The sequence below is a fragment of the Streptomyces krungchingensis genome (genome assembly GCF_054729265.1).
Genome location: NZ_JBPUKY010000001.1, coordinates 1,677,791 through 1,699,476 on the forward strand (window position 1 = coordinate 1,677,791; position 21,686 = coordinate 1,699,476).

Genomic DNA, 21,686 nt, shown 5'->3' on the forward strand with positions numbered 1-21,686 from the left:
CCGGCACCGTGGAAGCACCGGGTGCAGCAGTTGCCGTAGCTCCGTCCACTCCGATGCCTCGAACGGAACCGCAACCGGCGCCGGACTCGTCCTCCGTGACCTCGGTCCAGCATTCCGCCCCTGCCGATAACACGCTGCCCCCCGCACGGCCGACACCTTCGGGGCCGCCCGCTGCCGCCGCTGCTGCTGCCGCTGCCGCTGCGGACACTCGCATCCCGGAACCCGCCCCCGCCGAGTTCCCCGCGGACCGAACACGGCAGCCCGATCCCCCGCGTTCCGAGAACGTTCCCTTCCCTGCAGACCCTCCCGATGGAACGGGATCTAGCTCCGATGGCCGCGACGCGCCACGATGGCGGCAAGGACCGGCGTTCGGGGAGGAGGGGCTGTGAACAGCGTTCCGCAGCACCTGCTGAGCGAGGACCGCCAGGAATACGAGCGGATCCTCGATGAGGCGCTGCGCTCCGCACCACACCGCCCGGAACTCGCCGCTGTCGGCCAGCGGCTCAACCCCGAACAACTGCGCACCATGGCACTCAACGCCACCGCGCTCATCACGGCGGCCGCGGCGACCGAGTACCAGAACTATGTAAAGGCCCGTGAGGAACTGCGCAACCCGGCGCGCAGGTACGAGGCTTCAGAGGCGGTGTACTCGTCTTCGAGCTCGGGGTCCGCCCGGTCCCCATTGCCCGGCTCTGGTACCCGCCCGGCAGCGACCGGTGAGCATGCCCCGGCTGGTCTGGGTCATCGGTTCGGCGCCGCCGTCCTCGGTGCCGGTCAACCGGGTGGCCGCCGGATCAGCCACGGAGTCGCTCCGCAGCGTTGGGCCAAGATGTCCTACGGCCGCCGGTTGCTGGCGACGCTACTCGGCCTGCATGTACGCCCAGAGGTACCGCGGGTGGTTGGGGCGCGCACACCGGGTACGCCGGAAGTGACAGAGTCGTCCGTAGCCGGTGCCGGAGCGTTCGCTGTCTTCGCCGTGCTCGCCCCCATCCTCTCCGGCACCGTCGCTGCGATCTTCCTGCTTGTCGGGTACGTCCTGAAGATGCTCGATCCCGAGCGTGCGTTCGCCAGGACGCTGCTGACCGCGGGGTGGGTCTTCGCTGCGGTCACGGCGGCCGCGCTTCTGGTCGCCGCGGGCGGCCTGGTGCTGACGGCACTGCACAGCAGTTCGTCCGCACCACCGGACGAGGCCCGCGGCGAACTGCACGAACAAGTGGACCGGGCCAGGGAAGTCTGGCGTGATGCACTTCTAGAACGGGGCGTCCTGCCGTTCCTCCGGGAGGCCCTCGCCGATCCCGGCTCCGCCGCGCTAGGCCGCCAGACCCCGACGCCGAGCCGCATCCCGCACCTCGGGTACAACCGGCCGGGGTTCACCAGCCCCGACAGCGGACCGTCGACAGGACCCCGCCCGAGGTTCTCCAGTCCAGACTTCACCAGCCCGGACTTCGGCGGACCGGAGCACCAGTCCGAGTGACGGGCCGAAGGGCAGGCCCTGCGGTCAAAGCGGCAGATACGTCATGTGACCGGAGGTCACTGAGACGTCGCCGCTGGGGGGAGAGATCTCCGAGACTGGCGGACAAGCTCAGAGGCCTGCAGACCGTCAGAGCAGGTGAGAGACGCAGCGGTCCACCAAGTACCTTGTCGCCATGGCGAAGAAGGACTGGCCTCCACACTCGGGTCCAACCTGCTGCCGAAGTTGAGAAGGTCGGATCAGCACGACTGGATCGGCTGGCGGCTGGTGCGGACGTGACCTGGTCTAGTGGCCGGGTGGTCGACGCGCACTCAGTGTCGTCGAGCGAAGGGCCCGGTTTGCGGATGGGCAGACTTGACCATGCCTTCGGGGCGACCATGGAGCATGACGAGCTGGCGGCGGGTGTGGTGGTGGGGGCTTGCCCTGCTAGGAGTCAGTACGGCGGTGGGGCTGTTGGCGTGGGTCACGGTCGCGCATCCAGAAGGATCGGATCAGAGCTGGGGCGTCGCTGGGTCGGTGGCCGGGGTCGCCGCGTTGGGCGTGTCTCTGTGGCAGTTGCGCACGCCGACCCCTGGCCCCGTCCCCGTTCCGCCGCCCGGGCCGGCGGAGCCGGTGATCGGCGTGCGGGGAGCGATCGTGGCACGGGGAAACGTGACCGGCTCCTCAACCCAATACACCGGGTCGACACCACCCCCTGCCCCCGCAGCGCCAGCGCCAGGCGGCACGTCTGGGATGGCGGGCAGCGACGGGGCCATTGTCGCAGGTGAGGATGTCACCGACTCTCACACCGAATACCGGCCATGACCGGGGAACTGGTGCCGGCGCGGCCGACGACACCTGTCGGACTTCACGGGACCGACGGCGCGATCGTCGCTGGCGGCAGCGTGATCGCCTCGTCGACGCAATACGTCAGGGCGGAGCAGGCATTCGTGCTCCCGCCGGAGGCGTACGCACCGATTCCGGACGCCGCTGCGACGCGTGGGGTGTCGAACATCGGGACCGGAACATTCGTTGGCCGCAGCAACGAACTCCTCGCACTGGAGAAGGTGTTCGCCCGCCCTGCGGAGGCCATCGTGCACGCCGTGCACGGGCTGGGCGGGGTCGGTAAGTCGGCACTCGCCGCGCACTGGGCGGCCCGACGGCACGAGAAGATTCGGTGGTGGGTCACCGCCGACGACACGGCCGCAATCGACGCGGGACTAGCTGCCTTGGCGCAGGCCCTGCAGCCCGGCCTGGTCGGATTGCCCGCTGAATTGCAGACCGAACGCGCGGTGGCCTGGCTCGCCGGCCATCACGATTGGCTGCTCGTGCTGGATAACGTCGAGGACCCTCGGCACATCCGCCCGCTCTTGGATCGGGTGCCGGGCGGCCGACTCCTGATCACCACCCGCCGCGCGACCGGCTGGCACCACGAAGCCACCGCCACACGCCTCGGCGTATTCAACCCGGCCGAAGCAGTCGACCTATTTACTCGCATCCTCAGCCACCACGGCCCGCGGAACACCGCCGGCACCGATGCCGTATGCGAGGAACTCGGGCACCTGGCCCTGGCGATTGAACAGGCCGCCGCGTACTGCGCCGAGACTGGCACAGACCCTCTCGACTACCTGGACATGCTGGCCCAGTGGCCCGCCACGATGTTCGCCGCCAGCGCCACGGGCAGCGACTCCGAACGCACCATCGCCCGGATCTGGCACCTCACCCTGAACCGCCTGGACGAGACCCCCCTCGCCGGCGACCTCTTGCGGATTCTGGCCTGGTACGCCCCCGACAACATTCCCCGAGACCTGCTCCACAGCCTCGCCCAACCACCCCAGCTCGCCACCGCGATCGGCAAGCTCACTGCCTACAACATGATCACCGACAACCACGACGCGACGCTAACCGTCCACCGCCTTGTCCAGGCCCTCGCTCGCACCCCGGACCCAAACGATCCCCACCGCCAGCCCATAGCCGTCGATCACGCCCGAGACCAGGCCACAGCCTGCCTCTCGGACTCCTTCCCCGCCGGAGGCATCGACCAACCCGAGACTTGGCCCCGTTGCGCTGCACTTCTCCCGCACGCCGACGCCATCGCTCACCACCACATCCCTGACCGCGACACCATCCAAACCGCCCGCATCCTCTACCGCGCCGCCGCCTACCGAACGGGTCAAGGAGCACTCGCCCCCGCCATCCATGCCCTTCAACGCGCCCTAAATACCCAAACGCGGGTGCTGGGCGCAGATCACCCCGACACGCTGACCTGGCTCAGCAACCTCGCATATGCATATGAGGCGGCGGGCGATCTGGGCCGGGCGATCCCGCTGTACGAACGCACCCTGCAGGACAGCGAGCGGGTGCTGGGCAGGGACCACCCCAACACGCTGACCTCGCGCAACAACCTGGCCGTTGCGTATAAGGAGGCGGGGGACCTGAGGCGGGCGATCCCGTTGCACGAGTACACCCTGCGGGAGCAGGAACGGGTGCTGGGCAGGGACCACCCCGACACGCTGACTTCCCGAAACAACCTCGCCACCGCGTACCAGGCGGCGGGGGACCTGGGCCGGGCGATTCCTCTGCTCGAAGGCATCCTGCAAGACTGCGAGCGTGTACTGGGCAGGGACCACCCCGACACGCTGACCTTGCGCAACAACCTGGCTGGCGCGTACGACGCGGCGGGGGATCTGAGGCGGGCGATCCCCTTGCACGAGTACACCCTGCAGGAGCGGGAACGGGTGCTGGGCAGAGACCACCCCGACACGCTGACTTCCCGAAACAACCTCGCCACCGCGTACCAGGCGGCGGGGGACCTGGGCCGGGCGATTCCTCTGCTCGAAGACATCCTGCAAGACAGAGAGCGCGTACTGGGCAGGGACCACCCCGACACGCTGACCTCGCGCAACAACCTCGCCAGTACGTACGAGGCGGCCGGGGATCTGAGGCGGTCGATCTCGTTGCACGAGTACAACTTGCGGGAGCGGGAACGGGTGCTGGGCAGGGATCACCCCGACACACCGACTTCCCGCAGCAACCTCGCCTATGCGTACGAGACATTGGGGGACCTGGGCCGGGCGATCCCGCTGTACGAGCTGAGCCTACGGGAGCGGGAGCGCGTACTGGGTGCTAACCACCCTGCCACGCTGGCCTCGAGCTATAACCTCGCCAGCGCGTACGAGGCGGCGGGGGATCTGAGGCGGGCGATCCCCTTGCACGAGTACACCCTGCGGGAGCGGGAGCGAGTGCTAGGCGGAGACCACCCCGACGTACGGGCATCGCGCAACAACCTCGCGTACGCGTACGAGGCTGCGGGCGATATGGGCCGGGCAATCCCGCTGTACGAGCGCACCCTGCAGGACAGCCAGCGGGTGCTGGGCAGGGACCACCCCGACACGCTGACCTCGTGCAGCAACCTGGCTGGTGTGTACGAGGCTGCGGGCGATCTGGGCCGGGCGATCCCCTTGCACGAGTACACCCTGCGGGAGCGGGAACGGGTGCTGGGCAGGGACCACCCGGACACTCTGACCTCACGAAACAACCTCGCCACCGCGTATGCGGCGTCGGGGGATCTGTTCCGTGCGATCCCCCTGCTCGAACGCACCCTGCAGGACTGCGAGCGGGTACTCAGTCCGGGCCATCCGACCATCGCACTGGTGCGGGCGAACTTGGAAGAGGCGCGGTATATGTGACGATCTGGCAGCGCAGGCTTGCCCACGCCGGGGCCAACTGCAGGATCTCGCGTTGCTCGGCCAGTTCCGTTCCCGGTCTGACGGGCTACGCGCTGTTGACTGGGCTCTGTGCCGGCCGAACTGGTAGGCCCGCATGTTCGACCGGCCACAGCGGTCCGTGTCCGCGGTGGCCTTCAGTCCCGACGGCACCCGTCTCGCCGCAGGCGGCTACCACAAGACCGTACGGGTCTGGGACCCAACCACCGGCATGCCAGTAACGATGATGCGGACGAACAGCCTCGTGTGCTCCCGCGCCTACAGCTCGGATGGCCGTCTCACATTCGCAGGCACGACCGCGGGACTCTTTGCCGACACGGTGCACCCGTAGACTCATTGACGGGCCACGACGCTCCAGCTCACCGTGCAGGTTCTCTGCCCTATCAGACCGCACGCAGGATGAGTTGGGTGGTCACGCGATATGGAGGCGAGTAACCGGCTGCGGTAGGAAGCGATCTGCAGCACCGGGCAGTGCGCTTCCCTGGAGAGCCGCCACACCAGCCGCAGCAGACTCACGCCCCCGCCTCCGGCTCGGAGGTCGACCGCGCCCGTTTTGGTCGAGCCGGCTGCGGACGCTGCGCCGGACGGGCGGATCGAGATCGTGCATCCTGCCACTGATCTGAGCGCGCACCCCATCCAGTTGCACGGTCATGGTGCAGCCTCAAGTGAGGGTGGCGGGCGCCATCAGACCGTACGGAAGGTCGAGACGGGGATGCAACCGATCAACGCTGTGGTCGTCAAGTGAGCCTTTGCGCGCTCATCGGCACGACCTGTGGCCGCAGCTTCGTGAGGCGGTGCGGCATTGCCGGCAGCCCGTGGGTGAGGAGGACCACAACCTGGACGGTGGCAGTCAACTCATGGGTCAGCAGATCGGCTGGCGGGCTCCGGCCGCCTCGATGTCCGGGACATGCTCTTCGGCCCAGAGTCGTACAGCGCGCAGTGGGATGAGCAGAGAGCGGCCCAGCGATGTCAGGGCGTACTCGACTCGGAGCGGGTTCTCGTCGTACTCGTGGCGGCTGATCAAGCCGTCGGCTTCCAGGGAGCGCAGGGTTTCGGTCAGGACCTTCGGGGTGATGCCCTGGATGTGCCGCTTCAGTTCGGTGAAGCGGCGAGGTCCGTCGTCGAGGGCGTTGACGACGAACACCGTCCAGCGGGCGCCAATACGGTGCAGCACCGTACGGCTCGGGCAGGTCGCGGCCATCACGTTGTACGCCTTGCCCATCGCTGCTCCCAGTTCCGTTGAAGATACCGGTATCAAATTCATACCGTTGCTTCCGATCCTACGAGAGGGAGTGAGACACATGGAGCGGGTCCTGGTCATCGGCGGTGCACGGGCGCTCGGCGCGGCCGTCGCGAGGCGTGCGGTGAAGGACGGTTACGACGTTGTTGTCGGTGCCCGCGATCTGGCTGCGGCCGACGTCCTGGCGCGCGAGATCGGTGCCACCGCGGTGCGGGTTGATCTGCAGGACGAGTCGACGCTCGCGGCAGCGGCGGAGCAACTGAAGGACGGAATCGACCACATCGTGACGACCGGTTCGGCGCCGCACGATGTTCGCGCGACCGAGCTGGATCGCGACAAGCTGCTGGCCGCGTTCACGGCAAAGGTGGTCGGCCCGATGCTGGTCGCCAAGCACTTCGCGTCGGTACTGCGGCCGACGGGGTCGATGGTGCTGTTCTCTGGTGTCGTCGGCTGGCGCCCTGGGCCGGGATCACTCGTCAAGGGGGTCACGAACGGTGCGGTCGAGTACGCCGCGCGCCACCTGGCGGCGGATCTTGCGCCGGTACGGGTCAACGCCGTCTCGCCCGGTGTCGTGGACTCGGGCGCATGGGATCGCCTCGGTGACAACAAGGCCGGCCTGTTGAGCAAGAGCGCGGCCAAGACCTTCGTCGGACGCCACGGCGAGACCGACGACGTCGTCGACACGGTGATGTGGCTCCTCCGTGCGGGTTTTGTCTCCGGCGAAACGATCCACGTCGAGGGCGGCGCCCGCCACAAATCCGCCTGATGCCTATAGATGCTGCATTTGCGGGCCGGTCAACCCCGTCCACGATCGAAGGTCGGTGGAGGTGCAGTGGACGAGACGCAGGCGCGTGCCGACGAGCGCAGAGCCGCGCAGTACGTCGGCGGTCGCCGGGCGTTGTCGGTGGCGGCACGTAGCTTCGGCGTTGCTTGCTGCGCGTGGACACCGTCCGGGCACGCAACACCCAGATCCTCTTCGACGCAGGGCTGCAAGAAGCCCTGTCGAGTCAACCGCAGCGCGGTGCCCGCCCCCAGGACACGCCTGGGCCCAGGGCTTCTGCTCGACGAAACACACCACCCCGGTACCGGCCCACCCCGAATGAGACCCGACCCGCAACCAAGCGGCACAAGTCCCACGTCGGAACAGCCGCCACGCGGAGAACGCGCCACCCAGACGCGCCATCCCCACACGGGAACCGGACGGACATCACACCAGAACTACGTGATGACTCTTAGTGGAAACCGAGCATGCCGGGAGAGTTGATGTCGACGGTGATCACGCCAGGCGGGTACCGGTCTTCAAACTCGGTGAGGAGGATCGACATGCCGGTGAACTCGGCGCGCGGCAAGGCGCAGTACAGGGCGTGGCAGGTGTCCGGGCCGCCGTAGCCGTCTCGGATCATGGTGCCGACGGTGGCGGCCGCCATGGTGTCGAGTGGGTCGACGACGACGGAAGGCGCCGATGAGGGGTGGCTCCTGGGCGGGGCGGACCATCACGGCCGTTGGTATCCGTGTGATCACCTGCCGGGAGTCCCGTCACAGGACGAGGCCCTAGCCGTGCTGGACGATCCGCGTCACGCGTTCTGGGGCTGAACCATCCCCCGGGCTGGTCAGAACGGATGCGACTCAGCAGGCGCCGGGGACGACGGTTGTGTCAGATCAGGTGTCGGCGCGGGCCCGCCCTGGGACGGCATGCCTTGCCGGCAGGTCTTGGTGAATTGCGCTCGCGCGTAGGTGAGGAAGACAGCGACGTCTTCGGCGTCGATCTCCATCATGGTGCGACGCTGGCCGTCCTTGTCGTCTAAAGTGCGCTGCCGCAGCTTTCCGGTGATGATGATCCTCAGGCCACGAGTGAGCGACTGCGCGGCATTTTCACCCGCTTGTCGCCATAGCGAGCAGCGGAAGAAGAGCGGATCGCCGTCGATGAATTCGTTGCGGTCGGGGTCGAACACCCTAGTCTCCTGAGTCAGGAATTCTGTTCAGATAACTGGCGAGGCGTTCGAGGATCTCGTCTGCGCTCTTGGTCCAGATGTAGGGCTTCGGGTCGGTGTTCCATGTGGCGATCCAGGTACGGATGTCCTTCTCCAGGGCTTGGACGGTCTTGTGGACGCCTCGTCGTATCTGTTTGTTCGTCAGCTCGGCGAACCACCGCTCCACCAGGTTCAGCCAGGACGACCCGGTGGGTGTGAAGTGCAGGTGGAAGCGAGGGTGGGCCAGCAGCCAGGTCTTGATTGCCGGGGTCTTGTGGGTGGCGTAGTTGTCCAGCACCAGATGGATATCCAGACCTGGCGGGACCTCCTGGTCGAGCCTGATGAGGAACTTCTTGAATTCCTCGGCCCGGTGCCGGCGGTGCAGGGAACCGATCACTTTGCCGCTGGCTACCTCGAGTGCCGCAAACAACGTGGTGGTGCCTGCCCGCACGTAGTCATGGGTCACACGCTGGGGAATCCCGGGCATCATCGGCAGCACCGGCTGCGACCGGTCCAGTGCCTGGATCTGCGATTTCTCGTCCACGCAGAACACCAGCGCCCGCTCGGGCGGATCCATATAGAGGCCTACCACGTCGTGCACCTTGTCGACGAAGTACGGGTCCGTCGACAACTTGAACGTCTGCGAGCGGTGCGGTTGGAGGCCGAACGCCCGCCAGATCCGCGACACGGTCGACTGTGACAGGCCCATATCCTTGGCCATGGCCCTCGTCGACCAGTGAGTTGCGTTCTTGGGCGTGCTCTCCAGCGTCTTGGTGACCACCGCGGCGACCTGTTCGTCGGTGACCGTTCTGGGACCGCCCGAACGCGGCATGTCGCCCAGGCCGGCAATCCGGTGCTCGACGAACCGTGCCCGCCAGCGGCCCACCGCGTGTGGTGTTGAGCCGAGTTGGGCGGCCACGTCCTTGTTGGACACCCCACTCGCGCACGCAAGGATGATGCGGCACCGCAGAGCCCACGCCTGCGGCGTAGAACGGCGCCGCACCCAGCCCTCCAGCGCAGCCCGTTCCTCATCCGACAGAACTAACTCGGCCTTCGGCCGCCCAGTACGCGCCACCCCGCCAGCCTACACATCTGAACAGAATTCCTGACTCAGAAGACTAGGGGGGACGCGATCGTGAACCCACCGACGGGCAAACCGGCCGCTGTGTGCCGCAGTTCCGGATCGGCGGTCAGGCTGCCCACCACCGTCACCAGCGTCTCGTCTGCCATGCCGCCGCCCCCCAGCCGTTACTGGATCTCTCCCACCGTACCGGCCTGCAGCACCCGTTGGCACGATGACCGGTATGACGAGCGAGGAGAACACGCTGGAGGCGGCGGTCGCGGCACTGCACACCGTGCAAGAGGCAGTGCATGCGGCCCGCCGTGGCCTGACCGCGGCAATTGTTGCCGCGCCTCGGGCTGCGGAGCCTGCGGCCCGTATCGCCGAGCGCACTGGCCAGGACGTCACCAACATCCGGAATCTGCTGGCCGCTACCCGGCCTTCGCGCCGGGGGTAGCGGGACCGCTCTCGATGCGGATCCGCCGGGCCAGACTCGAGACTCCCCCTGGTGGGCTGCGAAGTGAGAGGAAGCAGGGAGTCAGGAGCTCGGGGCCGGTGCATTTGATGCGGGCTTCGAGGTCAGCAACGCGCCGATCCTGGAAACGCAGGTCCGAGCGGGCGGCCTTGAGTCGTTCGTCGAGGGTGCGGTTGTCCGTGGTGAGCTGGCGGACACGCTTCTGGAACCCGGCATTCCGGCGCGCTGCCGAGTTCGTCAACGCAGGTGCGCACAAGGGTCTGCAGGCTGCACAGCCGGGTCGTGAGTCTCGCACTGAACAGGACCGTGCCTACACCCGCTATGGCTCCCGCTTGCGAGCTCCGCCAGCACCCCATTCTCTACCGAGAGCTTCGTTGCTATGTCACGCCGACCTCCGTGCCCCGCCGGCGGGTTGGAGAAGCCTCAGTGCCGCGGTTGTGCGCACGCTGCTCATTCCGCGTTCAGCACTGCGGGGATGTTGACCTGGAAGTGGATGAATTCGTACATGCTGTAGTCGCCGTATTCCTTCATCGCGAGCGCTTCGCGGACCTGAGCGGCTGACAGTCCCTTGTCCCGGGCGTCCCGTGCCAGGCTGGTCAGCTTCTCGAGGTAGATGATCGAGTGCAGGATGTCTGCACGGCGCATGGTCCGGCCGTGGCCCGGCACGATCAGGGTGTCATCGTCAAGGATGTCGTGCAGGCGCCGGTAGGTGACGAGCGCCTCGTCGGCCCGCCCCTCCAACAGCCACGGGAATGCCGGGGGCGGCGCCTGCAGCATGTTCCCGACGAAGACGATGTTGTCTTCGCGCACGCGGACGACCAGGTCGCCGTCGGTCTGGGCGTAGCCGATGTGCTCGATGTCTACATGCTTGCCCCTCAGATCCAGGGAGCACGACCCGGAGACCGTAACGTCCGCTGAGCGGGCTACCGCCTCCTCGATGCCAGCGTCCGCGCCGAGCAAGTCGATCATGAAGGCGCGGTCCTGCTCGAAGCGCTCGTCGATCACACGCTTGGTCGCCTCATGGTGAATGATCACCGTCTGCGACGGAAAGGCGAAATTTCCGAAGCAATGATCGCCGTGGAAACTGGTGTTGACCAAGAACCGAATGGGCAGCGCGGTCACTTTGCGCACCTCACCGATGACCTGGGATGCCAAACGGCCGTTGCTCAGCGATTCGACGACCAGCACTCCCGAATCACCCACGATGAAGCCGGCGTTGGTCGCGGTGTGGTCGGTGTCGTCGACGTCTGTCGCCATGACTGCGTATACGCCGTCAGCAAGTTCACGCGCGCGCATCTGGACACCGGCAAGTTCGAAAGGTCTGTTCTTCTGCTGCATGGTTCTTTTCTCTTCTGGAAGGCGGGACGGCTGGTCGACCTCGTTCAGCGCCCGCGGCTTGAGGCACGCCTTCGTTCGCACGGGGGGCTTAGCCGGACAACGGTCAGGAGCGCCCAGGTGCCCGGTGTGCGAGTAGGTGGGTGATTGAGATGGTGCGGGCTGCGCCTGGCATTCGGCGTCGTCGGCGTCCACGTCGTAGATCGCGAACGGCGACTGGCCCCGGCCACAGAGTGAGGGCGATGGCTTTCCCCCTCGTTCTGAACCCTCTCTCATCGGCTTGGGCCTTTCCTCGACGTACCCACGGGTTCCCGTCGTTCTTTGGGCCCGTCCTATTTGTCTCATGGCTGGACGGCAGTTGCATCCCGCTCCGACGCGGGCTTCCGTCGATGCCACGTCAAGGGCGTTGAGGCATGCGACCTGGGCCTAGTTGCACGCCGTGCCTGGGTAGATGCCCATCGTGTGCGCTGCTGGCCAGGTTCAGGAAAGGACCTTGTCGAAGACCTCGTTGAGGGCTTCGGTCGAGCTCGGGTGGGTGTAGATCGAGTCGCGGAGTTGCGTGGCCGTGATGTTGTGCCGCATGGCCAGCGCGACGGTATTGATGATCTCTTGCGCGTCGATGCTGAGCAGAGCGGCCCCGAGAATCAGGTCGGTGTCCGCGTCCACGATGAACTTCATAACGCCGCGGGTCTCCTCGACGGTGTAGGCGCGGGGCATGGCCACGATGTCTGCGACCTTCTCCCGCGAGACCTTGATGCTGAGCCCTTGCGCCCGCGCCTGACTCTCGGTCAGTCCCACGGTGGCGAGCGGGGGTGTGATGAACAGGGTGTGGGGCACTGCCCTGCGGTCGCCCGTGGTGCGCTTGCCCTCCCCCAGGAGCTGGTCCAGGACGATGCGCGCGTCGTCCAGGGAGATGTAGGTGAACTGCTCGCCGCCGTTAACGTCGCCGAGTGCGTAGACGTGCGGTTGGCTGCTGCGCAAGTACTCGTCCACCTCGATCGCACCGTTCGGCGCGGTCCGGACGCCGGCGGCGTCGAGCCGCAGGCGGTCCGTAACCGGTCGCCGCCCGGTGGCGGGCAGCAGCGCGGAAGCCTCGACGGTGTGTGCCCGCCCGTCCTTCTCGTACACGACCCTCGAGACGGCACCGCTGTGGCGCACCTCGGTGACCTTTGCACCGGTTATGACGCGGATGCCATCGCCGGTGAGGATCTCTTCGACGGACTGGGCGATGTCCTCGTCCTCCCGCGGCAGGAGCCGGTCGGCGGCTTCGAGGACCGTGACTTCGGTACCGAAGTGCCGGTAGATGCCCGCGAACTCCAGGCCGAGGTATCCGCCTCCCAGGACGACGAGCCGCTCGGGAAGGTTCTGTGTGCGGGTGAGCTCCGTGCTGGAGACAAGGTGGGAGCTGCTCGCGAGGCCGGGAATCGGGGGGATCACCGGCTCGGACCCGGTGTTGACCAGGATCGTGGGGGCGGTGACGGTGATGAGGTCCGGTCCCTCCCCGACGGCGACGGTGTGCGGATCGACGAACCGGGCTGTGCCGGTGATGACCGTCGCGGTGTCCTTGCCGTTCAGCGCATCGAAGTTGCCGGCGCGGAAGGCACTGGTCAGCGCGCGGACGCCGGCGATTGAGTGGGCGAAGAACTCCTGCGCGTCGTCCTTGAGGCGCTTGGTGTTCGCGTAGTGGACGAGCATTTTGGTCGGTACACAGCCGACGTTCGGGCAGGTCCCGCCGTACATGTTCTCGGACTGCTCGATCAAGACCACTCGGCGGCCGGCGTCGGCGAGAACGCGAGCGGCAGTCTTGCCGCCCTTGCCGAAGCCGATGACCAGAATATCCGCGGTGAGCGCTGTGGTGATCTCCATGTCTCCAGTGTGTGGCGCGGCCACTGACACAACTAGACTTGATCGTCTCGCTTTCCTGCCCGAAAGTCTCATCATGGACTCCGTCAGCCGACTGCTGCGCATGGCCCGCCTCGAGGCCGGCCTCGACAAGCGCTGCCTTCTCGGAGCCGGTACCAGGATGGACGTGCCGGCATACGGCGAGCTGGAGGCACCCTTCCACGTGCTGCTGGACGGTGCATGCCGACTGCAGGTGGGCACGGTCCTGCTCGACCTGCACCCCGGAGACGTGGTGATGATCCCGAGCGGCGCTCCGCACCGGGTGATCACTGACGGCGAAGCCGGCCCGACGGGGACGACGGAGACCGCCGGCGACGTGTTCGTGACCACGCGCAGCGAACACGGCGGCAAGCCCGTCATCGACCTGTTCTGCGGGCACTACACCTTTGACGCCGGTACGGGCTCGCTGCTGTTCGCAAGCCTGCCCGACCCGGTGCATGTCTCCTTCGGGCAGTCGGCCGAGAGCGACGAGGTGCTGCGCATGCTGAGCGCCCTGATGCGCGGGGAGGCACGACGCGAGGGCGAGGGCACCGCGGCGATCCTCTCTGCTCTGTGCACCGTGCTGTTGGCGATGGTGCTGCGCACCTCGCGGGGCGACACCACGCGGACCACCCTGTGGACCGCGGCGGCCGACGGCCGCATCGCGTCGGCCGTCGAGGGCATGCTGAACGACCCAGGGGCCGACTGGACGATCGAACGGCTCAGCCGCGCAGCCGCCATGTCCCGTGCCACCTTCCTGCGCCACTTCACCCGGGACACGGGGACAACCGTGGGCGCCTTCCTTACCCGGGCACGGCTGATGACAGCAGCGGAACTGCTCACCACCACCGACGCAACCGTCGCGACCGTCGCCGGCCAGATCGGCTACTCCTCCGAGTCCGCGTTCTCACGGGCCTTCCGGGCCCATCTCGGCACGACACCCGCCCGCTTCCGGCGCGAGAGAACGCGGGCACCGGGAGCAACGAAGACCGGATGACTACGGGTGAGGGTGGGGCGACCCGCTCGCGAGCTGTCGCTCAGACGGTCGCGGTGCGATGACCTCCACAGGGATGCCGAAGCGGCCCCGGACGCGGGCGACCGCAGCGAAAGTCAGGGACCGGGCGCCGGGATCGCCGGTCGGCTCGGGCCGGACCACCCGGCCAGAGGCGTTCGCGTGCCTTGGGTGCCTGCTCCGCCCTCAGGAGGCCACCCGTCACCGCCGATTGATGGGCTCCGGCATCAGGACACTGAGGCGAGGAACCATCCCCCGATCTCCGGTGCCAGCACCGCGGGCTGTCCGAAGGACAGACTTGACCGTACGCGGTCCTACTTCCTCTGCAGGCGCTGGCGCAGGGCTTCCTGCTCCTCAGTCCTGGCCGGCATTGGTGCTGACGTCTTGGGCGTGCCGTGTGCCTGGGTGAGGGCTTGCTCGATGCGTGCACTCGAGCGCAGTACAACCGCGTCGGTCGCGGGTGCGGGCCAGGTGATGACCAGATAGTCCTCGACAGGTTCGGTGCTCACCTGGTCTGAGAGCACATTGCGTCCTTTAGCGTGTACGCGCAGGCGGTACCAGCCTGGGCCAGCGGGGCTGAGGGAGGGCAGTCCCTGGACCGGGCCCTGTTCCAGTGACTCGATCTGCAGCCGGTCCGTGGAGGCGTGCACGCTCACTTCCACGACCTCTTCCCAGGTGTCGTCCGACAGGGGGGCGGGTGGGCACGTGAGAGCTTGGGCTGCGAGGCGGATGTGTCCCGTGTGGATGCCGGTGACGATGAGCGCTCCCTCGGACATGGGCGCTGCAAGCCCGTTTGCCCAGTCGGCCGTTTGGACGGGGATCTCGCCGGAGTCGAGGACACCGAACGTGCCCTCGGGGACATACACGTTGTGCTGGGTCGTCATCGGATCCTCCTGGCTCCTTATGTTCTTGCTCCGGGGCCAGAGTTTCATGGCCGCAAGCCCGGAGTGCGGGATGAGCTGGCCAGTGGACCTCGGCCGTGCCGTGTGCGGGTGCCGGCAGTCTCCTGCGGCACCCGCGAGGGGCGGTCAGGACACAGTGACTCGGAATGGGTCTCCGTCAAGGACACGCTCGGCGCGGAAGAACTGAGTGTTCAAGCCTCCCTGTGCGTTGTTCTCGGTAGCTGTGATCATGCAGGCGCTGACGCCCTTCGGGCCGGTCCCCGAGGGCACGCCTGTCATCTGGCAGCCGTCGAAGGTCCGTCGCGTTCCACCGGAGCTCAGCCCTTCCCTGGAACGTGCGATCGGGTACTCGTCACAGCTCATACCCGAGATGCTGGGAGCATCTCCGCACGCCAGGCGGCGATTGGTGTCAATGACGGTGGCATCCTCTGTCCTGGTCAGCGGGCTCGCGAAAGACGCGCCGGGCAGTCCGGACGCCTGGGCGCGTGCCACGTGGGAGGCCAGGTCTGGGTAGGACGTCTTGCTGTAGAGGAGTTCCGAGGCGTACCAGGGGATGACACAGCCGACTCCGCTCCTGCCGACCGTCGCGTTGTCGCAGCGGAAGTCCTCGAATCCGTACCGGGTCCTGACGATGTTGTAAGGGCGGTTGGTGAACGTCGGGGTCCAGTATGTGGAACAGGTGCCTTTGTCTCCGGGGTTGGTGGCAGTGGTGTCGAAGAACGCCTCGCCAGTCACCCAGGTCCGCAAGGTCAAGGTGCCCGCTGGATAGGTGGAGCTTTCCAGTGTGCAGGCATCGGACGCGGTGGCAGCAGCCGAAAGCTTGGCCTTGAGCGCTTCACCCCAGCCGTCCGACACATACGTCTCAAGCTGGTGCCCTATGGTGCCCAGGCCCGTGTCGCCGTAGCTGTAGCTGATGAAGGCAACGTTAGCTTCACCGTTCTTCGTCCGTACGCCGTCCACGGTGACGTAGGTCGAATAGACGAAGGTGAACGTCTGGCACACCTGAGTACGTGTTGCTTCACGTTCACCCCCTCCTACTGGACACCACTCTGGCGGAGTGACGCCGGCATTCGCGGATCGCGCCGACGTCAGAGTCGCTGCGGGCAGTTTGCGTCCGGGGGCTGGTTCAATGCATGCGTATTTGCCGTCGCCACTGGGGACGGAACAGCGCTGCTCGGGCCGCACTGCATCTGGGTCCGGTCTGCTGTCAGGTCGGTCGGATCCGGCTGTTTCATTCGGCATGAGCCGCCCAGAGGGGTCCACAGCACCGACGCGCTGTGCGGCATCAACACCATGCATTCTGGCGTCTAACGCTGCAGTGGATGCTGTGGACTTGCCTGTTTCAGCCGTGGCGGTCATCTCACCGCTCAGGGCGGTCAGGAGCGTCAGTGCTGCCAGGGTGGTGAACACATGTCTGGGCCTCAATCCATCTCCTCTGATCGGAGTCTTCTGGAGGCATATCTGCCACAAGACTTTCTCCGGTTACGCTGCCTGCCTCGGGGACAAGCGCGCTTGATCCGATCAGCGAGTCAGGCAAAGGGCAATGGCCCTCCACAAGAACTGGCCGGTTCCCACTGGCGATCAGCGGAAGCGAAGCTCTTGCAACCGCAAACACTCGGTGGGCAGCGACGTCTGGGCCACCGTCAATGTCAATCCCTGCAAAACCCGGACCACACGCTGCGGCCCCGAGGAAGGCGCCACGGGAACGCCAGACAAGATGTCAGCGCCACCAGGGTCACCGACCCCGCGGGGAAGGACACTCCAACTCGAAGCACGGCCGGCGATCCTGCCGTGTATGGAGCGCTTGGGTTGGCTGGTTCGGGCTGTGGACGGACGTGGGTGCCCTAGGGTGCGTGGCCGTGACAACTGTTTCGGGTGGGGCATCGTTGTGGCGTGACCAGCAGTTCGCGTTGCTTGCAGGGGCTCGGATCATCTCGGTTCTGGGTAACGGGTTTGCTCGGGTGGCGTTGGCGTTCGCGGTGCTGGCGCTGCCGGGGGCCGGTGCGGGCCGGCTGTCGCTGGTAGTGGCGTGTCAGGCGTTGCCGCAGTTGGTGTTCATCCTGGTGGGTGGGGTGATCGCGGATCGTCTGTCGCGTGCGCGGTTGATGGTCGTGGCTGATGTGCTGGGAACCCTCGCGTATGCGGGGCTGGCTGCGATGGTGCTGACTGCTCACGCGCCGCTGGTGGCCATGTGCCTGCTGGCGGTGGCGGCCGGAACGGCCACAGCGTTGTTCGCGCCGGCGATGGACGGCCTGGTGCCGCTCGTCGTGGCGAGGGACCGTTTGCAGCGGGCCAACGGCCTGTTGCGGGTGGGCACCAACAGTTCCATGCTGCTGGGGCTCGCCTTGTCCGGAGTGACCGTGGCATGGATCGGTGCCGGCTGGGCCCTCGCACTCAACGCAGGTTCGTTCCTTGTCAGTGCGGCCTTGACGGCCCGGTTGAAGGTTGTCGGGCGGCCGCGTAAGAAGGCGTCGGGCTGGGACGATCTGCGTGAAGGGTGGCGGGAGTTCGCCTCCCGGCAATGGCTGTGGGCTGTGGTGGCCCAGTATGCGGTGGTGGTGGCCGCGCTCAACGCAAACGTGGGAGTCCTGGGCCCGCTGACGGCCGAGCAGCATCTGGGCGGAGCGCGGGCGTGGTCGGTGATCGTGGCTGCGCAAGCGGTAGGCACCATCGCCGGTGCCGGTCTCGCCGCTCGGGTTCGGGTAGAGCGTCCCCTTCTGGTGGCTGTGCTCTGCACCTTTCCGGCTGCCGCACCAATCGCCCTGCTCAGCGCCGCAGCACCCGTCTGGCTGATCGCCGTGGCCATGTTCGGCGCCGGCGTGGCCAGCGACATCTTCGGTGTCCTGTGGACCACCACCATCCAGCGCGAGGTCCCCGAGGAGGCTCTGTCCCGCGTCAGCTCCTACGACTGGTTCGGCTCCCTGGCCTTCGCTCCCCTCGGTCTGCTCACCGCCGGCCCGATCGCCACCGCCGCCGGCACCAGCCAGACCCTGGCAGGCTGTGCTGCCCTCATCGTCCTGGCCACCGCAGCGGCCCTGCTCTCCCCACAGGTACGCACCCTTCGCACCCCCGCGCCGACACCAGACGAAGCCCGGGCCGAGAACCACCAGAACAGCGCACGTACGGCAGACACAGACGCGGGGCCGGCAAAGGCATAAAAGCGCCGGTCCGGGGAGAGAGCGTCGCCGCCACCAACGCGATGAACGCACCGAGACCGCATGAGCAGCCTGATGGGGACCTGCCGCCGCAGCCGACGCAGCCGCCGCACGACGCAATACCCCATGGCCAGCCATCCCGCAGGGGTTGTGCCGAGAGTGAGCCTCCGTCCCCGCTCGGGGGAATCACGGAACGGAGGCCCACCAGCCCCATCATCCAGTCCGTGCCCCACTTCGCACTTCGACGAGGCCGCGCGCGACCGCTGTCTTGCCGGCTTCCTGGCCGTCGTCTTCCTGGCGGCTGCCGTCTGCGTGGGCTGCTTCGTCACCGCTGCCTTCACGGCGCACTTCTTCTTCGGCATCTCGTGGACGACGGCCCCCTCGCCGCGGGAGACGTTCGGCTACGGTGCCGGCTCGTACTTGACCGGCTGCCGCCCGCCTGCGGCGACGGCAGCCGGGGCCCGCCGTGCCTGCTCGTCCATGCCGGGAAATTGATCAGCTCCGCCCAGCGCGGCACCGGCTCGCCTGCCGGTGCCGCGGACTGGACGAAGGCCGTCGCTGGTTAACTTGATTGCTTGAGATGCGCGGCTTATCCGAACGCAAGCTTGCTCTGCCATCCGCTGGGGGCGCTGATGACTTCGATGCCGGCGCCGAGGGTGTTGGCTCCGCCTGCGTAGAACTTGATGCTGCCGTTGCTGGTGAGGTCCAGATGTCGGGGATGTTGTCGTTGCTGACGTCGGGGGTGCCATACAGCAGGGGCAGCGGCATGTTGGCCTGGGTCCAGCCGGTGGCGTAGGTCTTGTCCGTTCCGGTGAGGGAGCCTGCTGCGGTGGAGAGTGAGGCGATGGTGGATCCGCCGTTGCTGTCGGCGATGCCGTAGCGCAGGTAGAGGTTTCCGGAGGAGGTGGAGCGGTAGAGCAGGTCGGGTTCGCCGTCGGCGTTGTGGTCGCCGACGCTGACCAGGTCGCGGTCGGCCCATGCGGTGGTGGCGATCTGGGTGGCGGTCTCCGCGAGCTATGGGATCTCGTCGCGCAGGAGGGACGGCGCTGAAGGCGATGCGTGCATGCCTACAGAGTCCGGCCAGGCGTGATCACCTCAGGGCAGGACCGACCCAGCTGCATCTGGTGCAGCTCAGTCGGCATCCTTCGAGCTTCTGCGCTGGCTGGCTGGCTGGCTGGCTGGAGCAGAATTCGCTTGGCGCCCGTGCGCGCAGCGAGATGACACTGACCCTCTTCGTTCACGCACGGCACGAGCCATTCTTGCCCGGCTGGGCCAGCTAGGCCCGATCCCTCAGAGGACAGCCCCTCCCGACCCTCATCAGAAAGTGTACAGTTCTGTACATGAGTGAAACGCTACCGATCACGGAAGCGCGGGCCCGCTTCGGTTCACTGGTACGCCGGGCCTCACACGCCCGCGAACGCATCACCATCACCGATCACGGAGAGCCGGCTGCCGTACTGATCAACCCCCAGGAGCTCGCCGACCTGGAGGACGCCCTCGCCCTGGCCCAATACCGGATTCGGCAGGCCGAAGGCCACACCTCCACCACCCCACATGACGACGTACGTACCCGCCTCGGGCTGGGGCCGACTTCTTGACCTACAAGATCACCTGGGACGAGGCCGCCATCAACACGGCCGCCCGGTTCCTCAAAGACGACCCCGACGGACTGCGCCACCTTATGGACGCCGTCGACCTGCTCGCCGACAACCCCCGCCCCGACGGCAGCACCGCCTACGGCTCCCCCGATCTACGCCGCATGCACGTAGGCCGCTACCGCGTGATGTACGAAATCACCGACACCACCATCACCATCGTCATCATCCACATCGGTCGCACCCCCTAACCCCACCGGCAAAACCCAACCCACAGGTCCCGGAGGGGCACAACCCCCGGAAGATCCGACCGAGGCCCATCGAGAAACCGGCCCCGCGCATGCACGGAGCCGTCCTCGGCCGCTGCGCCGCAGACAGGACGACTCGGGTGCACCCAGGCTTGCCGATGGCGGTCGTCGTGCACAGCCCGTCCAATGAGCCCGACCCTCAGCCACCAGGAGGCCGGCGGGGGCAGCGCCCGAGGGAGGACCCCGAACGGGAGAAGCTCCTCGGACACGCCCACTTCGGCATCACCGCTGGCGTCTACGCCCCCGTCCGACTCCGTCTCCAACGCCACGCCATCGAGCCCCAGGCCTGCCGTATCGCTGACGGCAGCCCGGGAACCCTGAGCCGCTCGCAGAGTGCTCAGCGCTGCCGCGCGCACTGCGCTGGCCCCGGCTACGGCGGCAAAAGGGACGGACGGGCGAGAGAGGCCGCCATGTGGGTGGGCTGTTGTGTCGAGCGTCGATCGCCCGGGGTCCGCGCTCTAGCGTGGCCTCATGACTCAGGAGGATCCCGCGGAAACGCCTTCGGACTCTCCGCACTGCACCGGTCTCCGCGCAAAGGCCAGACTGTGGTGGCAGCGTCAGTCAGCCAGCATCAAAGGCCTGGTCATCTCAGTAGTCGCCGGGGTCACGGTGTTCACCGTGACCCAATGGCTTGGGCCGTCCCTGGTCCACGTGGTTCAGAACCTTGCCGGCCGAGAAGAACACGGGCTGATCATCGACTATGACGAGCCGTCCGCGAGCAGTGAGAGTGGATGGGTCTTCCAGGGAAAGACGTTCGCCGACCTAGCACCGCCGCCTGCGCAGGGCGGAGACGACACGCTTAACCGTTGGGCGCGACAGGCGGGGGGTACACCGGTGTCCCAGACCCTCGCCCTCGATCTTCGCGCCAAGTCCGACAACACCGTGATCATCAAGCGGCTGAATGCCCACACGGTCTGTCGCCACAGCACCGTGGGCGTTCATGTCCGCGATAACGAGTCGGCCGGGCACATGCTCACCGTGAGGGAGGCATTCGTGCAGGCCGATGCGGAATCCCCCGAGGTTGTCTTCCATGACGAGAACGGCAACAGGCTCGAAGCCCCCCAGTTCACGGTGAAACGATCCGAGCAGCCGGAGTACTTCAGCATCACTGTCGACGCCTCCTCGCACCAGTGCGACTGGAGTCTCACCGTGCACTGGAGTGTGGACGGCAAGGACCACACCACACGCATCCCCGACAAGGGCCAATACGTCCTGACGGGCATCAATGCCGCCACCGAGCACAGAGGAACAGACGGCGAGCTGCTCGCGGAATAGGGACTGCCTGGGCGATCACTAGGTGGGCAGTCTCGCGCGCGCTCGACGAGGACGTCGAACGCCCCGACGAGCAAGAGGCCGGTGCGTGAGTCGCCCGCTCCGGGAGTACAAAAGGCTGTGGGTTCGAGTTTTCCGAAGGGGGCGCGAAGCTGAACTCACGGGTGGTGCTGCCATAACGGTACCGGGGCGGGTCCGCGTTCGTACGGGTCCGCCGAACCGGCGGTGTCAACTGCTGTCGTTGGTGCGGAGGTCGGAGGCACGATGCACGCTGTGCGTGTCCGCCAAGTCGGGCAGACTGCAGGA

The 21,686-nt window shown here is 67.0% G+C and carries 17 protein-coding genes and 1 pseudogene; 10 read left to right on the forward strand and 8 right to left on the reverse strand.

Features of this window, described 5'->3' with window-relative positions; translation table 11 throughout:
- The first annotated feature begins 385 nt into the window (after positions 1-385).
- The 3 genes from ACSYGO_RS07685 (at position 386) to ACSYGO_RS07695 (ending at position 5,506) form a co-directional block, all read left to right on the forward strand.
- The gene (locus tag ACSYGO_RS07685) at positions 386-1,474 is read left to right on the forward strand and encodes a hypothetical protein (protein ID WP_460386281.1); all 1,089 of its coding nucleotides are present in this window, start codon (positions 386-388) and stop codon (positions 1,472-1,474) included.
- Between the two features lie 797 nt (positions 1,475-2,271).
- Positions 2,272-5,139: a tetratricopeptide repeat protein gene (locus ACSYGO_RS07690; RefSeq protein ID WP_460386282.1), complete on the forward strand. Its 2,868-nt coding sequence runs from the start codon at positions 2,272-2,274 to the stop codon at positions 5,137-5,139.
- Between the two features lie 133 nt (positions 5,140-5,272).
- The gene (locus tag ACSYGO_RS07695; protein WP_460386283.1) at positions 5,273-5,506 is read left to right on the forward strand and encodes a WD40 repeat domain-containing protein; all 234 of its coding nucleotides are present in this window, start codon (positions 5,273-5,275) and stop codon (positions 5,504-5,506) included.
- Positions 5,507-6,037: 531 nt separating this feature from the next.
- Here ACSYGO_RS07695 and ACSYGO_RS07700 read toward each other — a convergent pair.
- Positions 6,038-6,397 (reverse strand): winged helix-turn-helix transcriptional regulator, encoded by a 360-nt coding sequence (locus ACSYGO_RS07700; protein ID WP_460386284.1) that lies wholly within the window; start codon positions 6,395-6,397, stop codon positions 6,038-6,040.
- 79 nt (positions 6,398-6,476) lie between these two features.
- Here ACSYGO_RS07700 and ACSYGO_RS07705 point away from each other — a divergent pair, with 79 nt between their 5' ends.
- Positions 6,477-7,181 (forward strand): SDR family NAD(P)-dependent oxidoreductase, encoded by a 705-nt coding sequence (locus tag ACSYGO_RS07705; protein WP_460386285.1) that lies wholly within the window; start codon positions 6,477-6,479, stop codon positions 7,179-7,181.
- A 466-nt stretch (positions 7,182-7,647) separates the two neighbouring features.
- Here the strand turns inward: ACSYGO_RS07705 and ACSYGO_RS07710 are convergent.
- The 3 genes and pseudogenes from ACSYGO_RS07710 to ACSYGO_RS07720 form a co-directional block, all read right to left on the reverse strand.
- Positions 7,648-7,869: pseudogene (locus tag ACSYGO_RS07710) on the reverse strand (hypothetical protein); the annotation flags it as partial.
- A 156-nt stretch (positions 7,870-8,025) separates the two neighbouring features.
- On the reverse strand, positions 8,026-8,367 hold the full coding sequence (locus ACSYGO_RS07715; RefSeq protein WP_460386286.1) for a single-stranded DNA-binding protein: 342 nt from the start codon (positions 8,365-8,367) through the stop codon (positions 8,026-8,028).
- A gap of 1 nt (position 8,368) precedes the next feature.
- Positions 8,369-9,460: an IS630 family transposase gene (locus tag ACSYGO_RS07720; RefSeq protein ID WP_460386287.1), complete on the reverse strand. Its 1,092-nt coding sequence runs from the start codon at positions 9,458-9,460 to the stop codon at positions 8,369-8,371.
- Between the two features lie 229 nt (positions 9,461-9,689).
- Between ACSYGO_RS07720 and ACSYGO_RS07725 the strand changes: the two genes are divergently transcribed.
- Positions 9,690-9,902: a hypothetical protein gene (locus ACSYGO_RS07725; protein ID WP_460386288.1), complete on the forward strand. Its 213-nt coding sequence runs from the start codon at positions 9,690-9,692 to the stop codon at positions 9,900-9,902.
- Positions 9,903-10,370: 468 nt separating this feature from the next.
- Here the strand turns inward: ACSYGO_RS07725 and ACSYGO_RS07730 are convergent, their stop codons facing one another.
- The gene (locus ACSYGO_RS07730; protein ID WP_460386289.1) at positions 10,371-11,450 is read right to left on the reverse strand and encodes an MBL fold metallo-hydrolase; all 1,080 of its coding nucleotides are present in this window, start codon (positions 11,448-11,450) and stop codon (positions 10,371-10,373) included.
- A gap of 285 nt (positions 11,451-11,735) precedes the next feature.
- Positions 11,736-13,121, reverse strand: a complete 1,386-nt coding sequence (locus ACSYGO_RS07735) for an FAD-dependent oxidoreductase (RefSeq protein WP_460386291.1) — start codon at positions 13,119-13,121, stop codon at positions 11,736-11,738.
- Between the two features lie 73 nt (positions 13,122-13,194).
- On the opposite strand from ACSYGO_RS07735, the gene ACSYGO_RS07740 reads away from it, so the two are divergent.
- Positions 13,195-14,133: an AraC family transcriptional regulator gene (locus ACSYGO_RS07740; RefSeq protein ID WP_460386292.1), complete on the forward strand. Its 939-nt coding sequence runs from the start codon at positions 13,195-13,197 to the stop codon at positions 14,131-14,133.
- 329 nt (positions 14,134-14,462) lie between these two features.
- On the opposite strand, the gene ACSYGO_RS07745 is transcribed toward ACSYGO_RS07740, so the two are convergent.
- Positions 14,463-15,032, reverse strand: coding sequence for a hypothetical protein (locus ACSYGO_RS07745; RefSeq protein ID WP_460386293.1), 570 nt, complete (start codon positions 15,030-15,032; stop codon positions 14,463-14,465).
- A 144-nt stretch (positions 15,033-15,176) separates the two neighbouring features.
- On the reverse strand, positions 15,177-16,052 hold the full coding sequence (locus ACSYGO_RS07750) for a NucA/NucB deoxyribonuclease domain-containing protein (protein ID WP_460386294.1): 876 nt from the start codon (positions 16,050-16,052) through the stop codon (positions 15,177-15,179).
- Positions 16,053-16,909: 857 nt separating this feature from the next.
- On the opposite strand from ACSYGO_RS07750, the gene ACSYGO_RS07755 reads away from it, so the two are divergent.
- The 4 genes from ACSYGO_RS07755 to ACSYGO_RS07770 all read left to right on the forward strand — a co-directional run bounded on the left by ACSYGO_RS07755 (position 16,910) and on the right by ACSYGO_RS07770 (position 21,383).
- Positions 16,910-18,208, forward strand: coding sequence for an MFS transporter (locus ACSYGO_RS07755; protein WP_460386295.1), 1,299 nt, complete (start codon positions 16,910-16,912; stop codon positions 18,206-18,208).
- A 1,337-nt stretch (positions 18,209-19,545) separates the two neighbouring features.
- Entirely contained in the window at positions 19,546-19,803 is a 258-nt protein-coding gene (locus ACSYGO_RS07760; RefSeq protein ID WP_435227416.1) for a type II toxin-antitoxin system Phd/YefM family antitoxin, read from the forward strand.
- Positions 19,800-20,051: a type II toxin-antitoxin system RelE family toxin gene (locus tag ACSYGO_RS07765; protein WP_460386296.1), complete on the forward strand. Its 252-nt coding sequence runs from the start codon at positions 19,800-19,802 to the stop codon at positions 20,049-20,051. Before ACSYGO_RS07760 ends, ACSYGO_RS07765 begins: the two co-directional genes overlap by 4 nt.
- 528 nt (positions 20,052-20,579) lie before the next feature.
- A complete protein-coding gene (locus ACSYGO_RS07770) occupies positions 20,580-21,383 on the forward strand; it encodes a hypothetical protein (protein ID WP_460386297.1) in 804 nt (267 codons plus the stop codon).
- The last annotated feature ends 303 nt before the right edge of the window (positions 21,384-21,686 follow it).